At 63.6% G+C, this 15,386-nt stretch carries 20 protein-coding genes; 5 read left to right on the top strand and 15 right to left on the bottom strand.

The genetic code is table 11. The features are described from left to right. The 5 genes from VMR39_RS11840 to rpmF all read right to left on the bottom strand — a co-directional run bounded on the left by VMR39_RS11840 (position 1) and on the right by rpmF (position 3,057). Positions 1-348: a MerR family transcriptional regulator gene (locus tag VMR39_RS11840; protein ID WP_325416165.1), complete on the bottom strand. Its 348-nt coding sequence runs from the start codon at positions 346-348 to the stop codon at positions 1-3. A gap of 87 nt (positions 349-435) precedes the next feature. Then, entirely contained in the window at positions 436-720 is a 285-nt protein-coding gene (ihfA, locus tag VMR39_RS11835; RefSeq protein ID WP_179044278.1) for an integration host factor subunit alpha, read from the bottom strand. Between the two features lie 98 nt (positions 721-818). Further along, positions 819-1,787 carry a beta-ketoacyl-ACP synthase III gene (locus VMR39_RS11830; RefSeq protein ID WP_325416164.1) on the bottom strand — a complete coding sequence of 323 codons (969 nt, stop codon included), beginning with the start codon at positions 1,785-1,787 and terminating at the stop codon, positions 819-821. Continuing rightward, positions 1,784-2,809, bottom strand: coding sequence for a phosphate acyltransferase PlsX (plsX, locus tag VMR39_RS11825; RefSeq protein WP_325416207.1), 1,026 nt, complete (start codon positions 2,807-2,809; stop codon positions 1,784-1,786). Before plsX ends, VMR39_RS11830 begins: the two co-directional genes overlap by 4 nt. 68 nt (positions 2,810-2,877) lie before the next feature. Continuing rightward, positions 2,878-3,057 carry a 50S ribosomal protein L32 gene (gene rpmF / locus VMR39_RS11820; RefSeq protein ID WP_298401966.1) on the bottom strand — a complete coding sequence of 60 codons (180 nt, stop codon included), beginning with the start codon at positions 3,055-3,057 and terminating at the stop codon, positions 2,878-2,880. A 285-nt stretch (positions 3,058-3,342) separates the two neighbouring features. Here rpmF and VMR39_RS11815 point away from each other — a divergent pair, with 285 nt between their 5' ends. After that, positions 3,343-3,771 (top strand): MAPEG family protein, encoded by a 429-nt coding sequence (locus tag VMR39_RS11815; protein WP_325416161.1) that lies wholly within the window; start codon positions 3,343-3,345, stop codon positions 3,769-3,771. A gap of 39 nt (positions 3,772-3,810) precedes the next feature. On the opposite strand, the gene VMR39_RS11810 is transcribed toward VMR39_RS11815, so the two are convergent. From VMR39_RS11810 to VMR39_RS11790, 5 genes are all read right to left on the bottom strand, one after another. Then, positions 3,811-4,470: an MBL fold metallo-hydrolase gene (locus tag VMR39_RS11810; protein WP_325416160.1), complete on the bottom strand. Its 660-nt coding sequence runs from the start codon at positions 4,468-4,470 to the stop codon at positions 3,811-3,813. Positions 4,471-4,624: 154 nt separating this feature from the next. Further along, positions 4,625-5,053, bottom strand: a complete 429-nt coding sequence (locus VMR39_RS11805) for an Rrf2 family transcriptional regulator (RefSeq protein ID WP_325416158.1) — start codon at positions 5,051-5,053, stop codon at positions 4,625-4,627. Positions 5,054-5,118: 65 nt separating this feature from the next. Further along, entirely contained in the window at positions 5,119-6,162 is a 1,044-nt protein-coding gene (locus VMR39_RS11800; RefSeq protein ID WP_325416157.1) for a glycerophosphodiester phosphodiesterase, read from the bottom strand. Continuing rightward, positions 6,159-6,515, bottom strand: coding sequence for an ArsC family reductase (locus VMR39_RS11795; protein WP_155182656.1), 357 nt, complete (start codon positions 6,513-6,515; stop codon positions 6,159-6,161). The genes VMR39_RS11800 and VMR39_RS11795 overlap by 4 nt, the downstream gene beginning before the upstream one ends. A 15-nt stretch (positions 6,516-6,530) precedes the next feature. Next, on the bottom strand, positions 6,531-6,911 hold the full coding sequence (locus tag VMR39_RS11790) for a RidA family protein (RefSeq protein WP_325416156.1): 381 nt from the start codon (positions 6,909-6,911) through the stop codon (positions 6,531-6,533). Between the two features lie 137 nt (positions 6,912-7,048). Here VMR39_RS11790 and VMR39_RS11785 point away from each other — a divergent pair, with 137 nt between their 5' ends. Then, complete coding sequence (locus VMR39_RS11785; RefSeq protein WP_325416154.1) at positions 7,049-7,348, top strand: hypothetical protein; 300 nt, start codon at positions 7,049-7,051, stop codon at positions 7,346-7,348. Positions 7,349-7,590: 242 nt separating this feature from the next. Next, positions 7,591-8,193 carry a thermonuclease family protein gene (locus VMR39_RS11780; RefSeq protein WP_325416153.1) on the top strand — a complete coding sequence of 201 codons (603 nt, stop codon included), beginning with the start codon at positions 7,591-7,593 and terminating at the stop codon, positions 8,191-8,193. Position 8,194: 1 nt separating this feature from the next. Here the strand turns inward: VMR39_RS11780 and VMR39_RS11775 are convergent, their stop codons facing one another. The 4 genes from VMR39_RS11775 to VMR39_RS11760 all read right to left on the bottom strand — a co-directional run bounded on the left by VMR39_RS11775 (position 8,195) and on the right by VMR39_RS11760 (position 10,856). Beyond that, on the bottom strand, positions 8,195-8,779 hold the full coding sequence (locus tag VMR39_RS11775; protein WP_325416152.1) for a glycine zipper 2TM domain-containing protein: 585 nt from the start codon (positions 8,777-8,779) through the stop codon (positions 8,195-8,197). A gap of 421 nt (positions 8,780-9,200) precedes the next feature. Then, complete coding sequence (locus VMR39_RS11770; protein WP_325416151.1) at positions 9,201-9,362, bottom strand: hypothetical protein; 162 nt, start codon at positions 9,360-9,362, stop codon at positions 9,201-9,203. Between the two features lie 80 nt (positions 9,363-9,442). Further along, the gene (locus VMR39_RS11765; RefSeq protein WP_325416150.1) at positions 9,443-9,682 is read right to left on the bottom strand and encodes a hypothetical protein; all 240 of its coding nucleotides are present in this window, start codon (positions 9,680-9,682) and stop codon (positions 9,443-9,445) included. A gap of 124 nt (positions 9,683-9,806) precedes the next feature. Next, entirely contained in the window at positions 9,807-10,856 is a 1,050-nt protein-coding gene (locus VMR39_RS11760) for a ribonucleotide-diphosphate reductase subunit beta (RefSeq protein ID WP_325416149.1), read from the bottom strand. A 102-nt stretch (positions 10,857-10,958) separates the two neighbouring features. Here VMR39_RS11760 and VMR39_RS11755 point away from each other — a divergent pair, with 102 nt between their 5' ends. Continuing rightward, complete coding sequence (locus VMR39_RS11755) at positions 10,959-11,222, top strand: DUF2171 domain-containing protein (RefSeq protein ID WP_325416148.1); 264 nt, start codon at positions 10,959-10,961, stop codon at positions 11,220-11,222. A gap of 46 nt (positions 11,223-11,268) precedes the next feature. Here the strand turns inward: VMR39_RS11755 and VMR39_RS11750 are convergent, their stop codons facing one another. Next, the gene (locus tag VMR39_RS11750; RefSeq protein ID WP_325416147.1) at positions 11,269-13,212 is read right to left on the bottom strand and encodes a ribonucleoside-diphosphate reductase subunit alpha; all 1,944 of its coding nucleotides are present in this window, start codon (positions 13,210-13,212) and stop codon (positions 11,269-11,271) included. A 676-nt stretch (positions 13,213-13,888) separates the two neighbouring features. Here VMR39_RS11750 and VMR39_RS11745 point away from each other — a divergent pair. After that, on the top strand, positions 13,889-15,386 hold a 1,498-nt coding region (locus VMR39_RS11745; RefSeq protein ID WP_325416146.1), incomplete at its 3' end, for a fumarate hydratase.

Raw genomic sequence — 15,386 nt, 5'->3', positions numbered from 1 at the left:
TCAGAGCTTGAGGGCCGCGGCCAGCGCGGTGCGGACGGCTTCGAGGCGGGCGAGCAGCTTGTCATCGCGCGGAGGAGCGGCCGGCGCGGTTTCAGGCAGCGCCTCGCCATTGCCGTCGGTCAACGCCTTCTGCGCGCCCTTGACGGTGAAGCCCTCGACATGAAGCAGATGATGGATGCGGCGCGCAAGCACGACGTCGTCGGGCCGATAGTAGCGGCGATTGCCCGAACGCTGGAGCGGCCGCAGCTGGGGAAAGCGCGTTTCCCAATAGCGCAATATATGTTGGGGCAGACCAAGCTCGCCGGCCAGCTCGCTAATGGTAAGGAATGCCCCCTCCGCCTTTTTCATGACAAGGATGTTGCACCCAACCTCCCGGTCAGGTCAACTGTACCAAATCACGAAAAAGGTGGAAAAAGTGGTAGATCGAGGCGTCGATCAGGCCACCCGGTCCCGCATCGTCTGGCTTGCCCGAAAGGTCAGCACCCGGCGCGGCTCGATCGGCACTTCGACCCCCGTTTTCGGATTGCGACCCATGCGCTGCGTCTTGTCACGCAGGACAAATGTGCCAAAACTGGAAATTTTCACATTCTCGCCCCGCTCCAGCGCCGCCGACATATGGTCGAGAATGGATTCGACCAGCGTCGCGGCCTCTGCGCGTGACAGGCCGACATTGCGATTCAGCGTCTCCGCGAGATCCGCGCGCGTCAATGTGCCAGTCATTTCCCTGTTCCCTCTCGCCTGCATAGCGATCACCCCCCGATGATCCGTCCCGAATCTGACTGATTCGCGATGATTCGGCAAGATAGCCGGAAGGGGTGTCAGACGCGCAGGACGCAGGCGCCCCAGGTGAAGCCGCCGCCCATCGCTTCCAGCACGACAAGGTCGCCGGCCTTGATCCTGCCGTCGCGAACGGCCAGGTCGAGCGCCAGCGGCACGGAGGCGGCTGATGTGTTGGCGTGACGGTCCACGGTCATGACGACCCGGTCCGCCGACAGCTTCAGCTTGCGGGCGGTGGCGTCGAGGATGCGGGCATTGGCCTGGTGCGGGACCAGCCAGTCGATGTCGGAGGCCGGCAGGCCGGCCTGCGTCATCACTTCGTTGAGGACCGAGGCAAGGTTGGTGACGGCATGGCGGAACACTTCCTGCCCCTTCATGCGCAGCTTGCCGACGGTCTGCGTCGTCGACGGGCCACCATCGACATAGAGAAGCTGGTTGTGGCGGCCGTCGGCGTGCAGCTTCGACGCCAGGATGCCGCGCTCGCCTGCTTCGCTCTCCTCCGCGCCGAGCACGATCGCGCCCGCGCCGTCGCCGAACAACACGCAGGTGGTGCGGTCTTCCCAGTCGAGGATGCGGCTGAAGGTTTCCGAGCCGATCACGATCGCGCGATTGGCCGCACCCGAGCGGATCATGCTGTCCGCCACGGTGACGGCGTAGAGGAAGCCCGAACAGACGGCGGCGACGTCGAAGGCGACGCAATCGTCGATGCCCAGCGCCGCCTGCACCTTGGTCGCGGCGGCGGGGAAGGTCTGGTCGGGCGTCGCCGTCGCCAGGATGATGAGGTCGATATCCTGTGCGGCGATGCCGGCGGCGGTCAGAGCGGCTTTCGCGGCGTCCGTGGCAAGCGTCGCGGTCGTTTCGCCCTCACCCGCGATATGGCGGGTGCGGATGCCGGTGCGCTCGACGATCCATTCGTCGCTGGTGTCGACGGTCTGCGCCAGTTCCGCATTGGTGACGATGCGTTCGGGCAGGGCCGAACCCGTCCCCAGGAGAATCGAACGGCGGATCACTTGACGGGCAGCTCCAGCTTCGACGCGGCGGCCGACAGGCCCTCTATCCCCGCCATGTCGGCGGCGATGCGGCGCGTGATATCCTCTTCCAGCAGGCGCGCGGCGACATGCACGGCATTGGCCACGCCCTTTTCGTCCGCACTGCCATGGCTTTTAACGACCACGCCGTTGAGGCCCAGGAAGACCGCCCCGTTATGGTTGTTGGGGTCGAGATGATGCTTGAGCATGTACATGGCCGGCTTCGAGATCAGGAAGCCGATCTTCGACCGGATCGAACTGGTGAAAGCCTTGCGCAGCACATCGGTGACGAAGCGGGCGGTGCCCTCCGCCGTCTTGAGCGCGACATTGCCGGAAAAGCCGTCGCACACGATCACGTCGGTGTCGCCGCGGGCGATCTTGTCGCCTTCGGTGAAGCCATCGAACTGGAGAGGCAACGCGTCGGCGGCGCGCAGCACGGCGGCGGCGTCGCGAATCTCGTCGGTGCCCTTGAGTTCCTCGGTGCCGATGTTGAGCAGCCGGACGCGCGGCCGGTCGAGGTCGAGGGCGATGCGGGCATAGGCCGCCCCCATCACCGCGAACTGGACGAGGTTGCGGGCGTCGCACTCGGTATTGGCGCCAAGGTCGAGCATGACGACGTCATTGTCGCCCAGCGTGGGCAGCATCGCCGCCAGCGCAGGACGATCGACGCCCGGCATGGTGCGCAGGGCAACCTTGGCCATCGCCATGAGCGCGCCGGTATTGCCGGCGGACACGGCGGCGCCGGCCTCACCCGCCTTCACGGCGGCGATGGCCTTGGCCATGGAGCTGCTCTTCTTGCGAATCGCGACGCTCGGCTTGTCGGAGCCGTCGACGACCGTGTCGGCGTGGACGATTTCCGACGCCGCCCGCAAATTGGGGTGATGGTCGAGCGCCGCCTTGATCCGCTCCTCGTCGCCGAACAGGGTGAAGCGAAGACCGTCATGACGGCGGCGGGCCAGTGCAGCCCCCGCCATCATCACGCGCACGCCTTCATCCCCGCCCATCGCGTCGATTGCGATTCGCGGTTGGCTGGACACTTTAATTCACCCCTTTGCGGAGTAGAGAGACGGGCTTACGCCCCGACGGCGACGATTTCGCGGCCGTTATAGTGACCGCAGGCGTCGCACAGATTGTGGGGACGCTTCAGTTCACCGCAGTTCGAGCATTCGTTGAACGCTTCAACGCGCAGCGCATCGTGGCTGCGACGCATGCCGCGCTTGGAGGGAGAAGTTTTGCGCTTAGGGACAGCCATGTCGGCACCTTATTCCAAATAACAATCAGGTTGTGCGACTGGCCGGTTTCCACAGGATGCCGACGCCAACGGCGCCGCAGACCCATGCGGCCCGGATGATCGCGAAGCCCTGCGCCTATAGCGGTTTTTGCCGGAGGCGCAAGTCCTTCCTGTCCCCGCCTCTGCCCTTTGGCCCTACCCTTTGGTCCAAGCTCTTCGGCCCAATCTCTTTGACCCAATTTCTTTGACCTTGCCCCCGTCCCATGGCGCTTTAGGCTGTGGCGGCCAGACAACAGGGATTTGACGATGCTGCTGCCGATCACGCTGACCTTTGCCGCAGCCTGCGCGCTGCTCAACATGTGGCTGGCGATTCGCTGCGCCCGATTCCGGATCAAGGACAAGGTGCTGCATGGCGACGCCGGCCACGGGCTGCTGGCGAAGCGGATGCGCGCCCATGCCAATTTCGTCGAATATACGCCGATCGTGCTGATTCTCTTTGCGCTGGTGGAGATGGCGGTGGGCGCATCGCTATGGCTGTGGATCGGCGCGCTGGTCTATGTCGTGGCGCGGGTCGCACATGGATTCGGCATGGATGCGGACAAGCCCACCGCTCTGCGGGCGGGTGGAGCCTTGCTGACATGGGGCGTGATGCTGGCCATCGCGATCACGGCGCTCAGCATCGCCTACACAGCGACGCGGGAGTTCCCCGCACCGCCGACGATGGCAGTGCGTTGATTGGAAAAATGCGCGGACAAGCGCACATTCACAAACCAGCTAACGCGCCAGAACCGAATCCGCGACGAAGGGATTGGTCCGGCGCTCATGGGCGAAATTGCTCATCTGGCCGTGGCCGGGCACGAAGGCGGTGTCGCCGCCCAGCGGCCAGAGCTTGCCAGTGATGGCGTCGACCAGATCCTGATGATTACCGCGCGGGAAGTCCGTGCGACCGATCGAACCCTGGAACAGCACGTCCCCGACCATCGCCAGCTTGCTGGGCGCATGGTGAAAGACGACATGGCCGGGCGTGTGGCCGGGGCAATGGAGCACATCGAAGGTCAGATTGCCGACCGTTACCTGATCGCCGTCGACCAGCCAGCGGTCCGGCTCGAAACTCTCGCCCGGCACGCCCCAGCGCTCGCCGTCCTGCGGCAGGCGGTCGATCCAGAAACGGTCATCCTCATGCGGCCCCTCAATCGGGACATTCAGGTCGCGCGCCAGCACGCCGGCCTGCCCGCAATGGTCGATATGGCCGTGGGTGACGAGGATCTTCTCGATCGTGACGCCATGCTGCGCCGCCGCCTTCCTGAGCACCGGCAGGTCGCCGCCCGGATCGACGAAAGCGCCGCGCATCGTTTCCGTACACCAGAAGAGGGTGCAATTCTGCTGGAGCGGGGTGACGGGGATCAGGACGGCTTTGAGCGGCGGCGTGGTCATAGCCCCGATGTGGCGGACGGGGGAGCCATGCGCAACCCCTCCTCCGTTCGGGCTGAGCCCCTCGAAGCCCTGCTCTTCTCATGCGAACTTTGCGCGTCAAAGAAGAAGTGAAGCTCTTCGACAAGCTCAGGGCGAACGGCTCTTTGCGGTTCTGTCAGGCTGCGTCGTCCGTCACCGCAAAGGGTTCGGCCAGGCTGATGCTGTCAAGCACCTTGGCGGTTTCGTCACGGACGCGCAGCATCACGCGGTGCAGGCGACATTCCGATTCGGGCAGGCAGTTGGTGCAGCTTTCATGGGCGAAGCGGCTGGCGCAGGGGGTCAGCGCCAAAGAACCGCGCGTCAGCCGGACGATGTCGCCATAGCTGATGTCCACCGGCGCCAGCGCCAGCCAATAGCCCCCGTCCCGGCCCCGCTGCGTCGCCACCAGCCCTTCGCGCGACAGTTCGGACAGGATCACGGTCAGGAACTTGGCCGGAATATTCTGCCGCGTCGCGATGTCGTTCAGGGGCACCGGCCCCTGGCGGTATCGATCGGCGAGATGCTGGAGGGCACGGATGGCGTAACGGGTCTTCTGGGACAGCATGAATTCGTTATTCGCCTGCGCGCAGGCTTTGGCAAGTCAAGCGAGGCCGTGGAGAAAGAAGTTTTTCAGGGATTCGCAGAAGAAAGCGCAGCGCGCGCCTGACCCGGAAAATCGCTGAAGATGCCATCCACGCCGTTGGCGGCGATCGCCTGGACGAAGCCGGTGAAATCGCCCCGGCCCTGCGGGTCGTCGGGCCGTTGAAACTGGGCGGGCAGGAAACTGTTTTCCATGCGCAGCGTCCAGACATGGACCTGAAGCCCGGCATCATGGGCGCGGCCGACAAGCGCGCTTGGCCCTTCGGGTGTGATCAGCAACGCCGCCGACGGACCGACGCCATCCGCATAGCTGGCTATGTCGGTCAGCCCCTGTACCGTCAGCATGTCCGCATAGCTGGTGCCGGGCAGGTCGGCGGGGCCGCCTTCCGCATCGACCAGCTGGATGAGGCGCAGGCGCGTGGCGGCACGCAATGCCTTCAGATTGCCGATCTCGAACGACTGGATGAAGACCGGATCATCCGCATTGCCATAGCCGTAGCGGCTCAGCATATCGAGCAGGGCCGCCTGATGCGGCAGGCCGATCTTCGCAAAATAGCTGGGATGCTTGGTTTCGGGATAGATGCCGATGCGCCGGCCGGTTTCAGCCTCCTTGGCGCGGACCAGCTTCAATATCTCCTCGAAGGTCGGGATGAGGTAGAGGTCGTTGAAGCGCTTATTGGCGGGACGCAGGTCGGGCAGCCGTTCACGGGCGCGCAACGTGCGCAGCTCGGCTAGGGTGAAATCCTCGGTGAACCAGCCCGCCATCTCCATACCGTCGATGGTCTTGCTGGTCTTGCGGTCGGCGAATTCGGGATGATCGGCAACGTCGGTGGTGCCGCCGATCTCATTTTCATGCCGGGCGACGAGGACGCCGTCCTTCGTCAGCACCAGATCCGGCTCGATATAATCGGCGCCCTGGTCGATCGCCCGTTCATAGGAAGCGAGCGTATGTTCGGGCCGTTCGCCGCTGGCGCCGCGATGGGCGATCAGGATCGGCTCGGCCTGGACGGTGGAGAGGGGGATGAAGCTCATGAGCAGGATCAACCCGATGCGCAGCAGCCCCCGCCCGATCACGCCTTCACGCCCTGAAGCGCGTTTTCATAGGTCGTCGCCTTGAAACCGACGATGGTTTCGCGGCCGGTGTCGAGAATCGGGCGCTTGATCATCGAGGGGTTGGTGATCATCAGCAGGATCGCCTTGTCCGCGTCGATATGCGCCTTGTCCCCAGCGTCCAGCGCCTTGAAGGTGGTGCCGGAGCGGTTGAGGATGGTTTCCCAGCCATGCTCCATCACCCATTCCTCCAGCTTGGCCTTGTCCACGCCGGCGACCTTATAGTCGTGGAAGCTGTAGGCGACGCGTTCATTGTCCAGCCAGTTGCGGGCCTTCTTGATCGTGTCGCAATTCTTGATGCCGTACATGGTGATCATGATGGTTTGCCCCGATTAGCCTTTGAAGGCGGTGACTTCGATTTCGATCTTCATTTCCGGCTTGATCAGGCCGGCCACGACGCAGCTCGCCGCCGGGCGGATGTCGCCGAACACAGGCGCGGTCGCCTTGCCCAGATCGTCCCAATAGGCCGGGTCGGTGATATAATAGGTGACGCGCACCACGTCGGCGAAGGAGAAGCCGGCGTCTTCGAGCGCCTTGCCAATCACCTTGAGGGCATTGCGCCCCTGCTCCACCACGCTTTCAGGCATGGTCTTGGTTTCCGGGTCGGTGCCGGTGGTGCCGGCGACGAAGCACCAGTCCCCCTGCACGACGGCGCGCGAATAGCCGACCTGCGCCTCGAAGGGCGAGCCGGAGGAAATGAGCTGGCGGGACATGTGGGGATTCCTGTTGCAGTGCGAAAGGATCGCCCGCGCCTTTGCCCCCTTGGCCGGCCCCTGTCCAGCGCTTTCGCCGGAACGGGGCGGCTTGCGGACCGTTGGGAGGGGATCAGCCCTGTCTCAGGAGAATAGCAATGGCGGACCCCATTCCCGATCGAGAACCGGAAGAGAATAGCGAACAGGCCGAAGCCGGCAGCCAGGCGCAGGATGTAGCGGACGATGCGCGCGTCCGGTCGACCGACCTGTCGGAAGACAGCGAGCGCGGTGGACGCAGCAATCCGGCGCAGATCATCCCCGACGATACCGAAGATCTGGTCGAGAAGATGGAGGCGATGGACCGGTCCGGTCGGATCGACATGGATGCTTATGCCGGCGAACCGCAAATGGACGATGAAGAGGATAGTTACGGCGAAAGTGACGACGAGGATGAATAGACTTTAGCGAAGTTTATCATGCCGCGCGCCATATGGCCGAGCGCCTCGCCCATATGGCGCGCCGGGTCGAGATGGGCGGCATGGCGCGCAGATCGGCATAGGCGGCGTCCCGTTCAATCAGGTCGCATGACAGCACGGATCGGCGCGGCAGTGATGCGCGTCGGATCGCAACGTCGCCGGATCGGTGGGAAGCTGGACCAGTCTTAACGGACCATTTGCCTGTCGGTCGCTAGAGCGCCGGCATGGCAAGAATAGGGACTGGGCGGCGGGTACCGTCACGCAAGGAAAAGGTGGCGTTGGCATGGCTGGCGGAGGCGCGGCGCGCTGGCGGCGCGGCACGTTTCCAGCGACCACGGCAGAAAGAGGGGATCGGCGGACCCGCGCTGGTCTACGCTCTCTGCCTGGGATTGCTCATCGGCTGGTATGGACCCGAATGGGCCGGAAGCGTCCACCGGCCCCGGCCCACCGTTCCGGTGCAGAGCCTGCCCGCCGATATACTGTTCGCCGATTTCGGCTTCTGCCATCGCGGCGGCGGAACCAATTGCGTGGTCGATGGCGACACTTTCTGGTTCAAGGGCGAGAAATATCGGATCGCCGACATCGACACGCCCGAAACCCATGGCCCACGCTGCGCGGCGGAAGGCGAACTTGGCGCGCAGGCGACGCGGCGGTTGCAGGCGCTGATGAACGACGGCGCATTTTCGCTGGAGCGCGGAGATCGCGACACCGATCGCTATGGCCGCACCCTGCGCGTCGTGACGCGAAAGGGCGAGTCGATCGGCACCATGCTGGTCGCCGAAGGACTCGCCCGGAACTGGGATGGCAGGCGCCATCCCTGGTGCTGATTTAGCGGCAGTTGACCCCGCCGCGGTCGATCTCGCGGCCGAGCAGCGCACCCGCGCCGCCGCCGATCAGCGTGCCGAGCAGGTTGGACTGGCCCTGCGCGATCTGGTTGCCGAGCAAGCCGCCCAGCGCCGCGCCCACGATCAGGCCGGTCGTGCCGTCCGAGCGGCGGCAATAATAGCGGTTGTCGCCGCCGCGATAGATGCGGGTGTTGCGGTCGACCCTGATCGGGGCATAGCCGCTGCGATAATAGCGGTTGGGCTGGTATGACCGGCCATAGCGCGGATCGGGCCGGTTCCAGTCATAGCTGTAGACCGGGCGGCCGGGGCGGATATTGCCGCGGCGGTCATCGCGCCAGTCGCGACGATCTTTGCGATAGTCACGGTTCGCGCCCCGCACGTCACGGCGATAATCCTGCCGCGCGTCGCGGACATCGCGGCGATAGTCCTTGCGGGCGTCGCGCACGTCGCGGCGATGCTCGCGCGCATCGCGGCCCGGCTGGGCCAGCGCAGGCGTGGCGGCGATGCCGGTCAGGGTCATGGCACCGAGCGACAGGGCGGCGATGGTGCGTTTGAGCGAGAATGTCATGGGTGAGGCTCCTTCCCTCGGAGAAATGCGATTGGCCTTAGAACCCATGTCCTTAGCGAATGTTGCATGAACGGAACAAAACTTGCCGTTCAGCATGTGGACAGACGGTGCGGGCGGCCGAGCGAGGGATGGAAATAGGAAATGTGCGGCTTAACTTCGCACATTTCCCGCATATTCGGACATGATATTTCCTATTACGGTAATATCATTACAAGTCTCAGCCGGAGACGGCAGCGGCTATATATCCCGACCACGCCTTGTAGGACAGGATGTTGGACGTCGGACGGAGAGCAGAATCGGCGCGCGCGGGTGGCGCCCCCCTAGCCTCGCAGCGGGGGGCCATTGCGCGACCTGCGCACTCGACAACGAAATCCGCGCCTCGTCCCAGCCATGACATTGGGCAATGAGCCGCGCTCGCGGTTCAGAGCGCGTTCGCGACGGCTGCGCGTTGGTCGTTGGTGAGGCCATCGGTGGTGAGGCCGTCGGCGGCAGCCGCATTGTCGCTGCCTGCCTTGCTGTCATCGCCCGGCCCGACGATCTGGATCGCGGTCAGGATCACCAGAACCGCCCAGAGCAGGGCCATCCAGCGGCTGGTGAAAAGCGAGCGAAGGCGGACGCCGAAAAGCATGCAGCGGAGAATAGGGCCGCGCGGTTAAGGAAGCCTCACCCCGGCGCGGCGGACAGGCGGGCTTCGGGCGCGGAGAAGGTTATGGCGCTGGTCAGGACGACGCGGTCGAGGCGGGCATGCCCCATGCAGCTATGGCAATGGGCATGGTCGAACGCGACCTCCAATATCCAGTCCTGCGCCTCCACATCCCAAGTCGCCCAGGCATCGCGCGTGACATGGTCGCTGCCGCAGACATTGCAGATATAGGCGTGTCGGGTTGTGGCTTGCTCGGTCATGGGGCGAGCATAAGCGAGGTTTTCGCCATTTTGGCGGGAGACGGGTCCGTTATGGATGTAACGGGTTGCGTCTGGTCAGGAAAAGGCGGCGCCGTTGCACCAGTGCCGCCTTTCGCTTTCTCTCTTACTCCGCCGCGATCCCGGCAGCCTTGAACATGTCGGGGTCGCTGTCGGCGTTGGCCGGTTCGCTGCCCTTGACCTTCTGGCGACGGTCGAAGGCGTCCCAGACGTCGTTCCACTGGCCCCGCGTCGCGCCCTTCGAATACTCGGTCGCGCGGGTTTCGAAGAAGTTGGCATGCTCGACGCCGTTCAGCAGCGGGGTCAGCCAGGGCAGCGGATGCTCGTCGATCATGTAGATGGGCTTCAAACCCAGCTGGCCCAGGCGCCAGTCGGCGATGTAGCGGACATATTTCTTGATGTCCTTGGGCGTCATGCCGGGGACAGGCCCCATTTCGAAGACGAGATCGACGAAGGCGTCCTCGATGCGGACGGTCTTCTGGCACATGTCCATGATGTCGTCCTTGACCGAGGCGGTCAGGCAGTCGCGTTCCTTCACGAAGCTGTGGAACAGCTTGATGATGCCTTCGCAATGGAGCGTTTCGTCGCGGACCGACCAGGTGACGATCTGGCCCATGCCCTTCATCTTGTTGAAGCGCGGGAAGTTCATCAGCATCGCAAAGGAAGCGAAGAGCTGGAGGCCTTCGGTGAAGCCGCCGAACATGGCGAGCGTCTTGGCGATATCCTCGTCCGTGTCGACGCCGAACTGGGCGAGATAGTCATGCTTGTCCTTCATCTCCTTATATTGGAGGAAGGCCGAATATTCGCTTTCGGGCATGCCGATCGTGTCGAGCAGGTGCGAGTAGGCCGCGATATGGACCGTTTCCATGTTGCTGAACGCGGTCAGCATCATCTTGATTTCGGTCGGCTTGAACACGCGGCCATATTTTTCGTGGTAGCAATCCTGCACTTCCACGTCGGCCTGGGTGAAGAAGCGGAAAATCTGGGTCAGCAGGTTGCGCTCATGATCGCTGAGCTTCTGCGCCCAGTCGCGGCAATCCTCGCCCAGCGGCACTTCCTCGGGCAGCCAGTGGAGCTGCTGCTGGCGCTTCCAGAATTCATAGGCCCAGGGATATTCGAAGGGCTTGTAGACCTTGCTGGCTTGAAGAAGGGGCATGGGCGGAACTCCGGGACGAAATCGTTATGAAAGACGGATGGTGGAAACCGAGCCGGCGGCGAGACGTTGAGACATCGCCATTTCCGGCACGGGAGAAACATTGTGGTGGACCTGACCAGCATCAAGGAACATGCCGAAGTGATCGGTGCCGACGGCGTCCATGTCGGCACCGTCGACCATGTCGATGGAGATCGTATCAAGCTGACCAAGAAGGACAGCGGAGCGCTGATCGAGGGCGCGACCGGGAGCCATGAAGGGCATCATCATTATATCAGTCAGGGCCTGATCGCGGAGGTCGAGAGCGACGGCACGGTGCGCCTGAGCGCCAATGCCGACGTCGCGGTGACGTTCGAAGAGGAAGAGTGATGTGGCAGGCGCGTCGGCAACAACCGCCGCGCCTGCTTTCATCCTCTTATTGGCAGGCGAGGCACTCGTCATAGTCGGTGGTCTCGCCGATTTCGAACTTGGGAGCGTCGATCGTGTTGTCGGCTTCCACGCCGCCGGCGAAGCCCGCGCGCTGGACCGACTTGGACCGCAGATAATAGAGCGACTTGATGCCCAGTTCCCAGGCGCGGAAGTGGAGCATGAGCAGATCCCACTTCTCGACGTCCGCCGGGATGAACAGGTTCAGCGACTGGGCCTGATCGATATAGGGCGTGCGGTCGGCCGCGAGTTCGAGCAGCCAGCGCTGGTCGATTTCGAAGCTGGTCTTGAACACGTCCTTTTCTTCCTGGGTCAGGAAGTCGAGATGCTGGACCGAGCCGCCCCGCTCCAGGATCGAGTTCCAGACCGCCGTGCTGTCCTTCGCCTTGGCGACCAGCAGCTTTTCGAGGTACGGATTCTTGACCGCGAAGCTGCCCGACAGCGTCTTGTGCGTGTAGATGTTGGCCGGGATCGGCTCGATACAGGCCGACGTGCCGCCGCAGATGATCGAGATCGACGCGGTGGGCGCGATCGCCATCTTGCAGCTGAACCGTTCCATCACGCCCTGATCGGCGGCGTCGGGGCACGGCCCGCGCTCATGGGCGAGCAGCATCGACGCCTCGTTCACCTTGGCATTGATATGCTTGAAGATGCGCAGGTTCCACGACTTTGCCATGGCGCCTTCGAACGGGATGTTGCGCGCCTGAAGGAAGCTGTGGAAGCCCATGATGCCAAGGCCCACCGACCGTTCGCGGCTGGCGCTGTACTTGGCGCGGGCCATTTCGGGCGGGGCGCGATCGATATAGTCCTGAAGCACATTGTCGAGGAAGCGCATGATGTCTTCCGCGAAGGTCGGGTGATCCTTCCACTCGTCCCAGGTTTCCAGGTTCATCGACGACAGGCAGCAGACGGCGGTGCGGTCGTTGCCCAGATGGTCGCGCCCGGTCGGCAGGGTGATTTCCGAACAGAGGTTCGACGTCGACACCTTGAGGCCCAGGTCGCGATGATGCTTGGGCATCATGCGGTTCACCGTGTCGGAGAAGACGATATAGGGTTCGCCGGTGGCCAGGCGCACTTCGACCAGCTTCTGGAACAGGGCGCGGGCGTTGACGGTGCCGCGCACCGACTGGTCCTTCGGGCTGCGCAGGTTGAATTCGGCGCCGTCGCGGACGGCCTCCATGAACTCGTCGGTCAGCAACACGCCATGGTGCAGGTTCAGCGCCTTGCGGTTGAAGTCTCCGCTAGTCTTGCGGATTTCGAGGAACTCCTCGATCTCCGGGTGGGACACGTCGAGATAGCAGGCGGCCGAACCGCGGCGCAGGCTGCCCTGGCTGATCGCGAGGGTCAGGCTGTCCATCACGCGGACGAAGGGGATGATGCCGCTGGTCTTGCCGTTGAGGCCGACCGGCTCGCCGATGCCGCGCACGCTGCCCCAATAGGTGCCGATGCCGCCGCCGCGCGAGGCGAGCCAGACATTCTCGTTCCAGGTGTTGACGATGCCTTCCAGGCTGTCGTCCACCGAGTTCAGATAGCAGCTGATCGGCAGGCCGCGACCGGTGCCGCCGTTCGACAGCACGGGCGTGGCGGGCATGAACCACAGTTTCGAGATATAGTCATAGACGCGCTGCGCATGATCGGCGTCGTCCGAATAGGCCGCCGCGACGCGCGCGAACAGATCCTGATAGCTTTCGCCGGGCAGCAGATAGCGATCGTTCAGCGTGTCCTTGCCGAATTCGGTGAGCAGCGCGTCGCGCGACGCATCCGTCGTCACGTCGAACCGGCGCGCCAGCACCGTTGAAGAAGAGACCGGGTCGGAGGAGACAGGCTCGGCCGCCTTGGCCGGGGCCGGCTTGTTCGTCTCGATCGCTGCTTCCAACACTTCTTCCATCACCACGTCGCCAGCACCTGTCTGTCCGCTATCCCGAAAATCCATTGCGAGTCCCCGATGTTCCTGTTCCGTTCGAGTCGGTCAAGCCGGGCGCAATCTGAACGCGCATCCTAGCATGAACCGTCCCGCACGGGCACGGAAATGGGCCCAACCGAGGGGATCGCAGGGACAAAACCACCCTTGCACCAGATAAGCATCCAGTGTCACGATCACAATCTGTTGGGTAACCCCCGTTAACCCGATACAAGGGATAGTGCCACAGCCGCTTTTTGACGCAAGAGGGTAAATGACAGTTCGGGGACTCGGTTCGCCGCTAATCCCATCGGATTATGGTGTCGCAACGCGGCGACGCACGGACTTTCCTTTTGTCCCGAAAAGGCAAGAGGGTGGATGGTCCGGAAAAAATAAATTTGCCTTGCCACGCAAATGCGTGGGGGTGTCAGCAAAGCGTAACACAAGATGTTGCGGCAGGCCGGCGCGGAGCGACGGCGAAGCGCCAGCCAACAGGGTTATGATCATGACAAGCCATGCGAATCCGCCGCCCGAATCCGATCGCGACCCGCTTTGTCCCGAAGCTGCGGACGTTCGCCATGCGGGGAGCATCGAATGGGGCGCGAGGAGCCGGGCGCGGCCACTGGACTCATGGGTCCAAAAGCCTATAGCCGCCCCTTGCAAGACCCGCCGTGCAGAGGCGGGCCGCAAGATATAGGGACCAGGGTAGATGACCGTCATCAAGACCGCCGACCTCATCGAGAGCGTCGCCGATGCACTCCAGTTCATCAGCTATTATCATCCAATGGATTATATCCGGGCATTGGGCACCGCCTATGAGGCCGAGGCCAATCCGGCGGCCAAGGACGCCATCGCCCAGATCCTGACCAACAGCCGCATGTGCGCCGAAGGGCATCGCCCGATCTGTCAGGACACCGGCATCGTCAATGTCTTCGTCAAATGGGGCATGGAGTGCCGGCTGGACGATAACAGCCGGTCGATGCAGGAGGTGATCGACGAGGGCGTGCGCAAGGCGTATCTGAACCCCGAGAACCGGCTGCGTGCGTCGATCCTGAAGGATCCCGCCTTTTCGCGCCAGAACACCAAGGACAACACGCCCTGCGTGCTGAATGTCGAGATGGTGCCGGGCAACAAGGTGATCATCGACGTCGCGGCGAAGGGTGGCGGCTCCGAGAACAAGACCAAGTTCAAGATGATGAACCCCAGCGATTCGATCGTCGACTGGGTGTTGGAAATGGTGCCGCAGATGGGCGCGGGCTGGTGCCCGCCGGGCATGCTGGGCATCGGCATCGGCGGCACGGCGGAAAAAGCCGTGGCGCTGGCCAAGGAAAGCCTGATGGACCCGATCGACATGGGCGAGTTGAAGGCCCGCGGTCCGCAGAACAAGATCGAGGAACTGCGGATCGAACTGTTCGACAAGGTCAATGCGCTGGGCATCGGCGCGCAGGGCCTGGGCGGCCTTGCCACCGTGCTCGACATCAAGATCCATGACTATCCCTGTCATGCGGCGGGCAAGCCGGTGGCGATGATCCCCAATTGCGCCGCAACGCGCCACGCGCATTTCACGCTCGACGGCTCCGGCCCCGCCTATCTGGAAGCGCCCAAGCTGTCCGAATGGCCGCAGGTCGACTGGAAGCCGAGCAAGGAAGCGATCCGCGTCGACCTCGACACGCTGACGCCCGAAGTCGTCCAGAGCTGGAAACATGGCGACCGGCTGCTCTTGAACGGCAAGATGCTGACCGGCCGCGACGCCGCGCACAAGCGGATCGCCGACATGCTGGAAAAGGGCGAAGACCTGCCGGTCGATTTCAAGGGCCGCGTCATCTATTATGTCGGCCCGGTCGATCCGGTGCGCGACGAGGTGGTCGGTCCGGCCGGCCCCACCACCGCGACCCGCATGGACAAGTTCATGGACATGATGCTGGAACAGGGGCTGGCCGCCTGCGTCGGCAAGGCCGAGCGTGGCCCGGCGGCGACGGATTCGATCGCCAAGCACAAGAGCGCCTATCTGATGGCAGTCGGCGGCGCGGCCTATCTGGTGTCGCGCGCGATCAAGGCGTCCAAGGTCGTGCGCGCTTACTTCGTGGCAAAGAAGCTGGACGAATTCTCTGAACACCTGCATCGCCGGGGGAAGGTCATACGTCAGCTTGGCACAGTGGTGTCAGTCGGTGAACTCTATGCGCTGCAAGGCGAGCCATTCGCAGAAG

This window comes from Sphingobium sp. (assembly GCF_035511395.1).
GTDB lineage: Bacteria > Pseudomonadota > Alphaproteobacteria > Sphingomonadales > Sphingomonadaceae > Sphingobium.
This window is presented reverse-complemented; position numbering and strand designations above follow the sequence as displayed.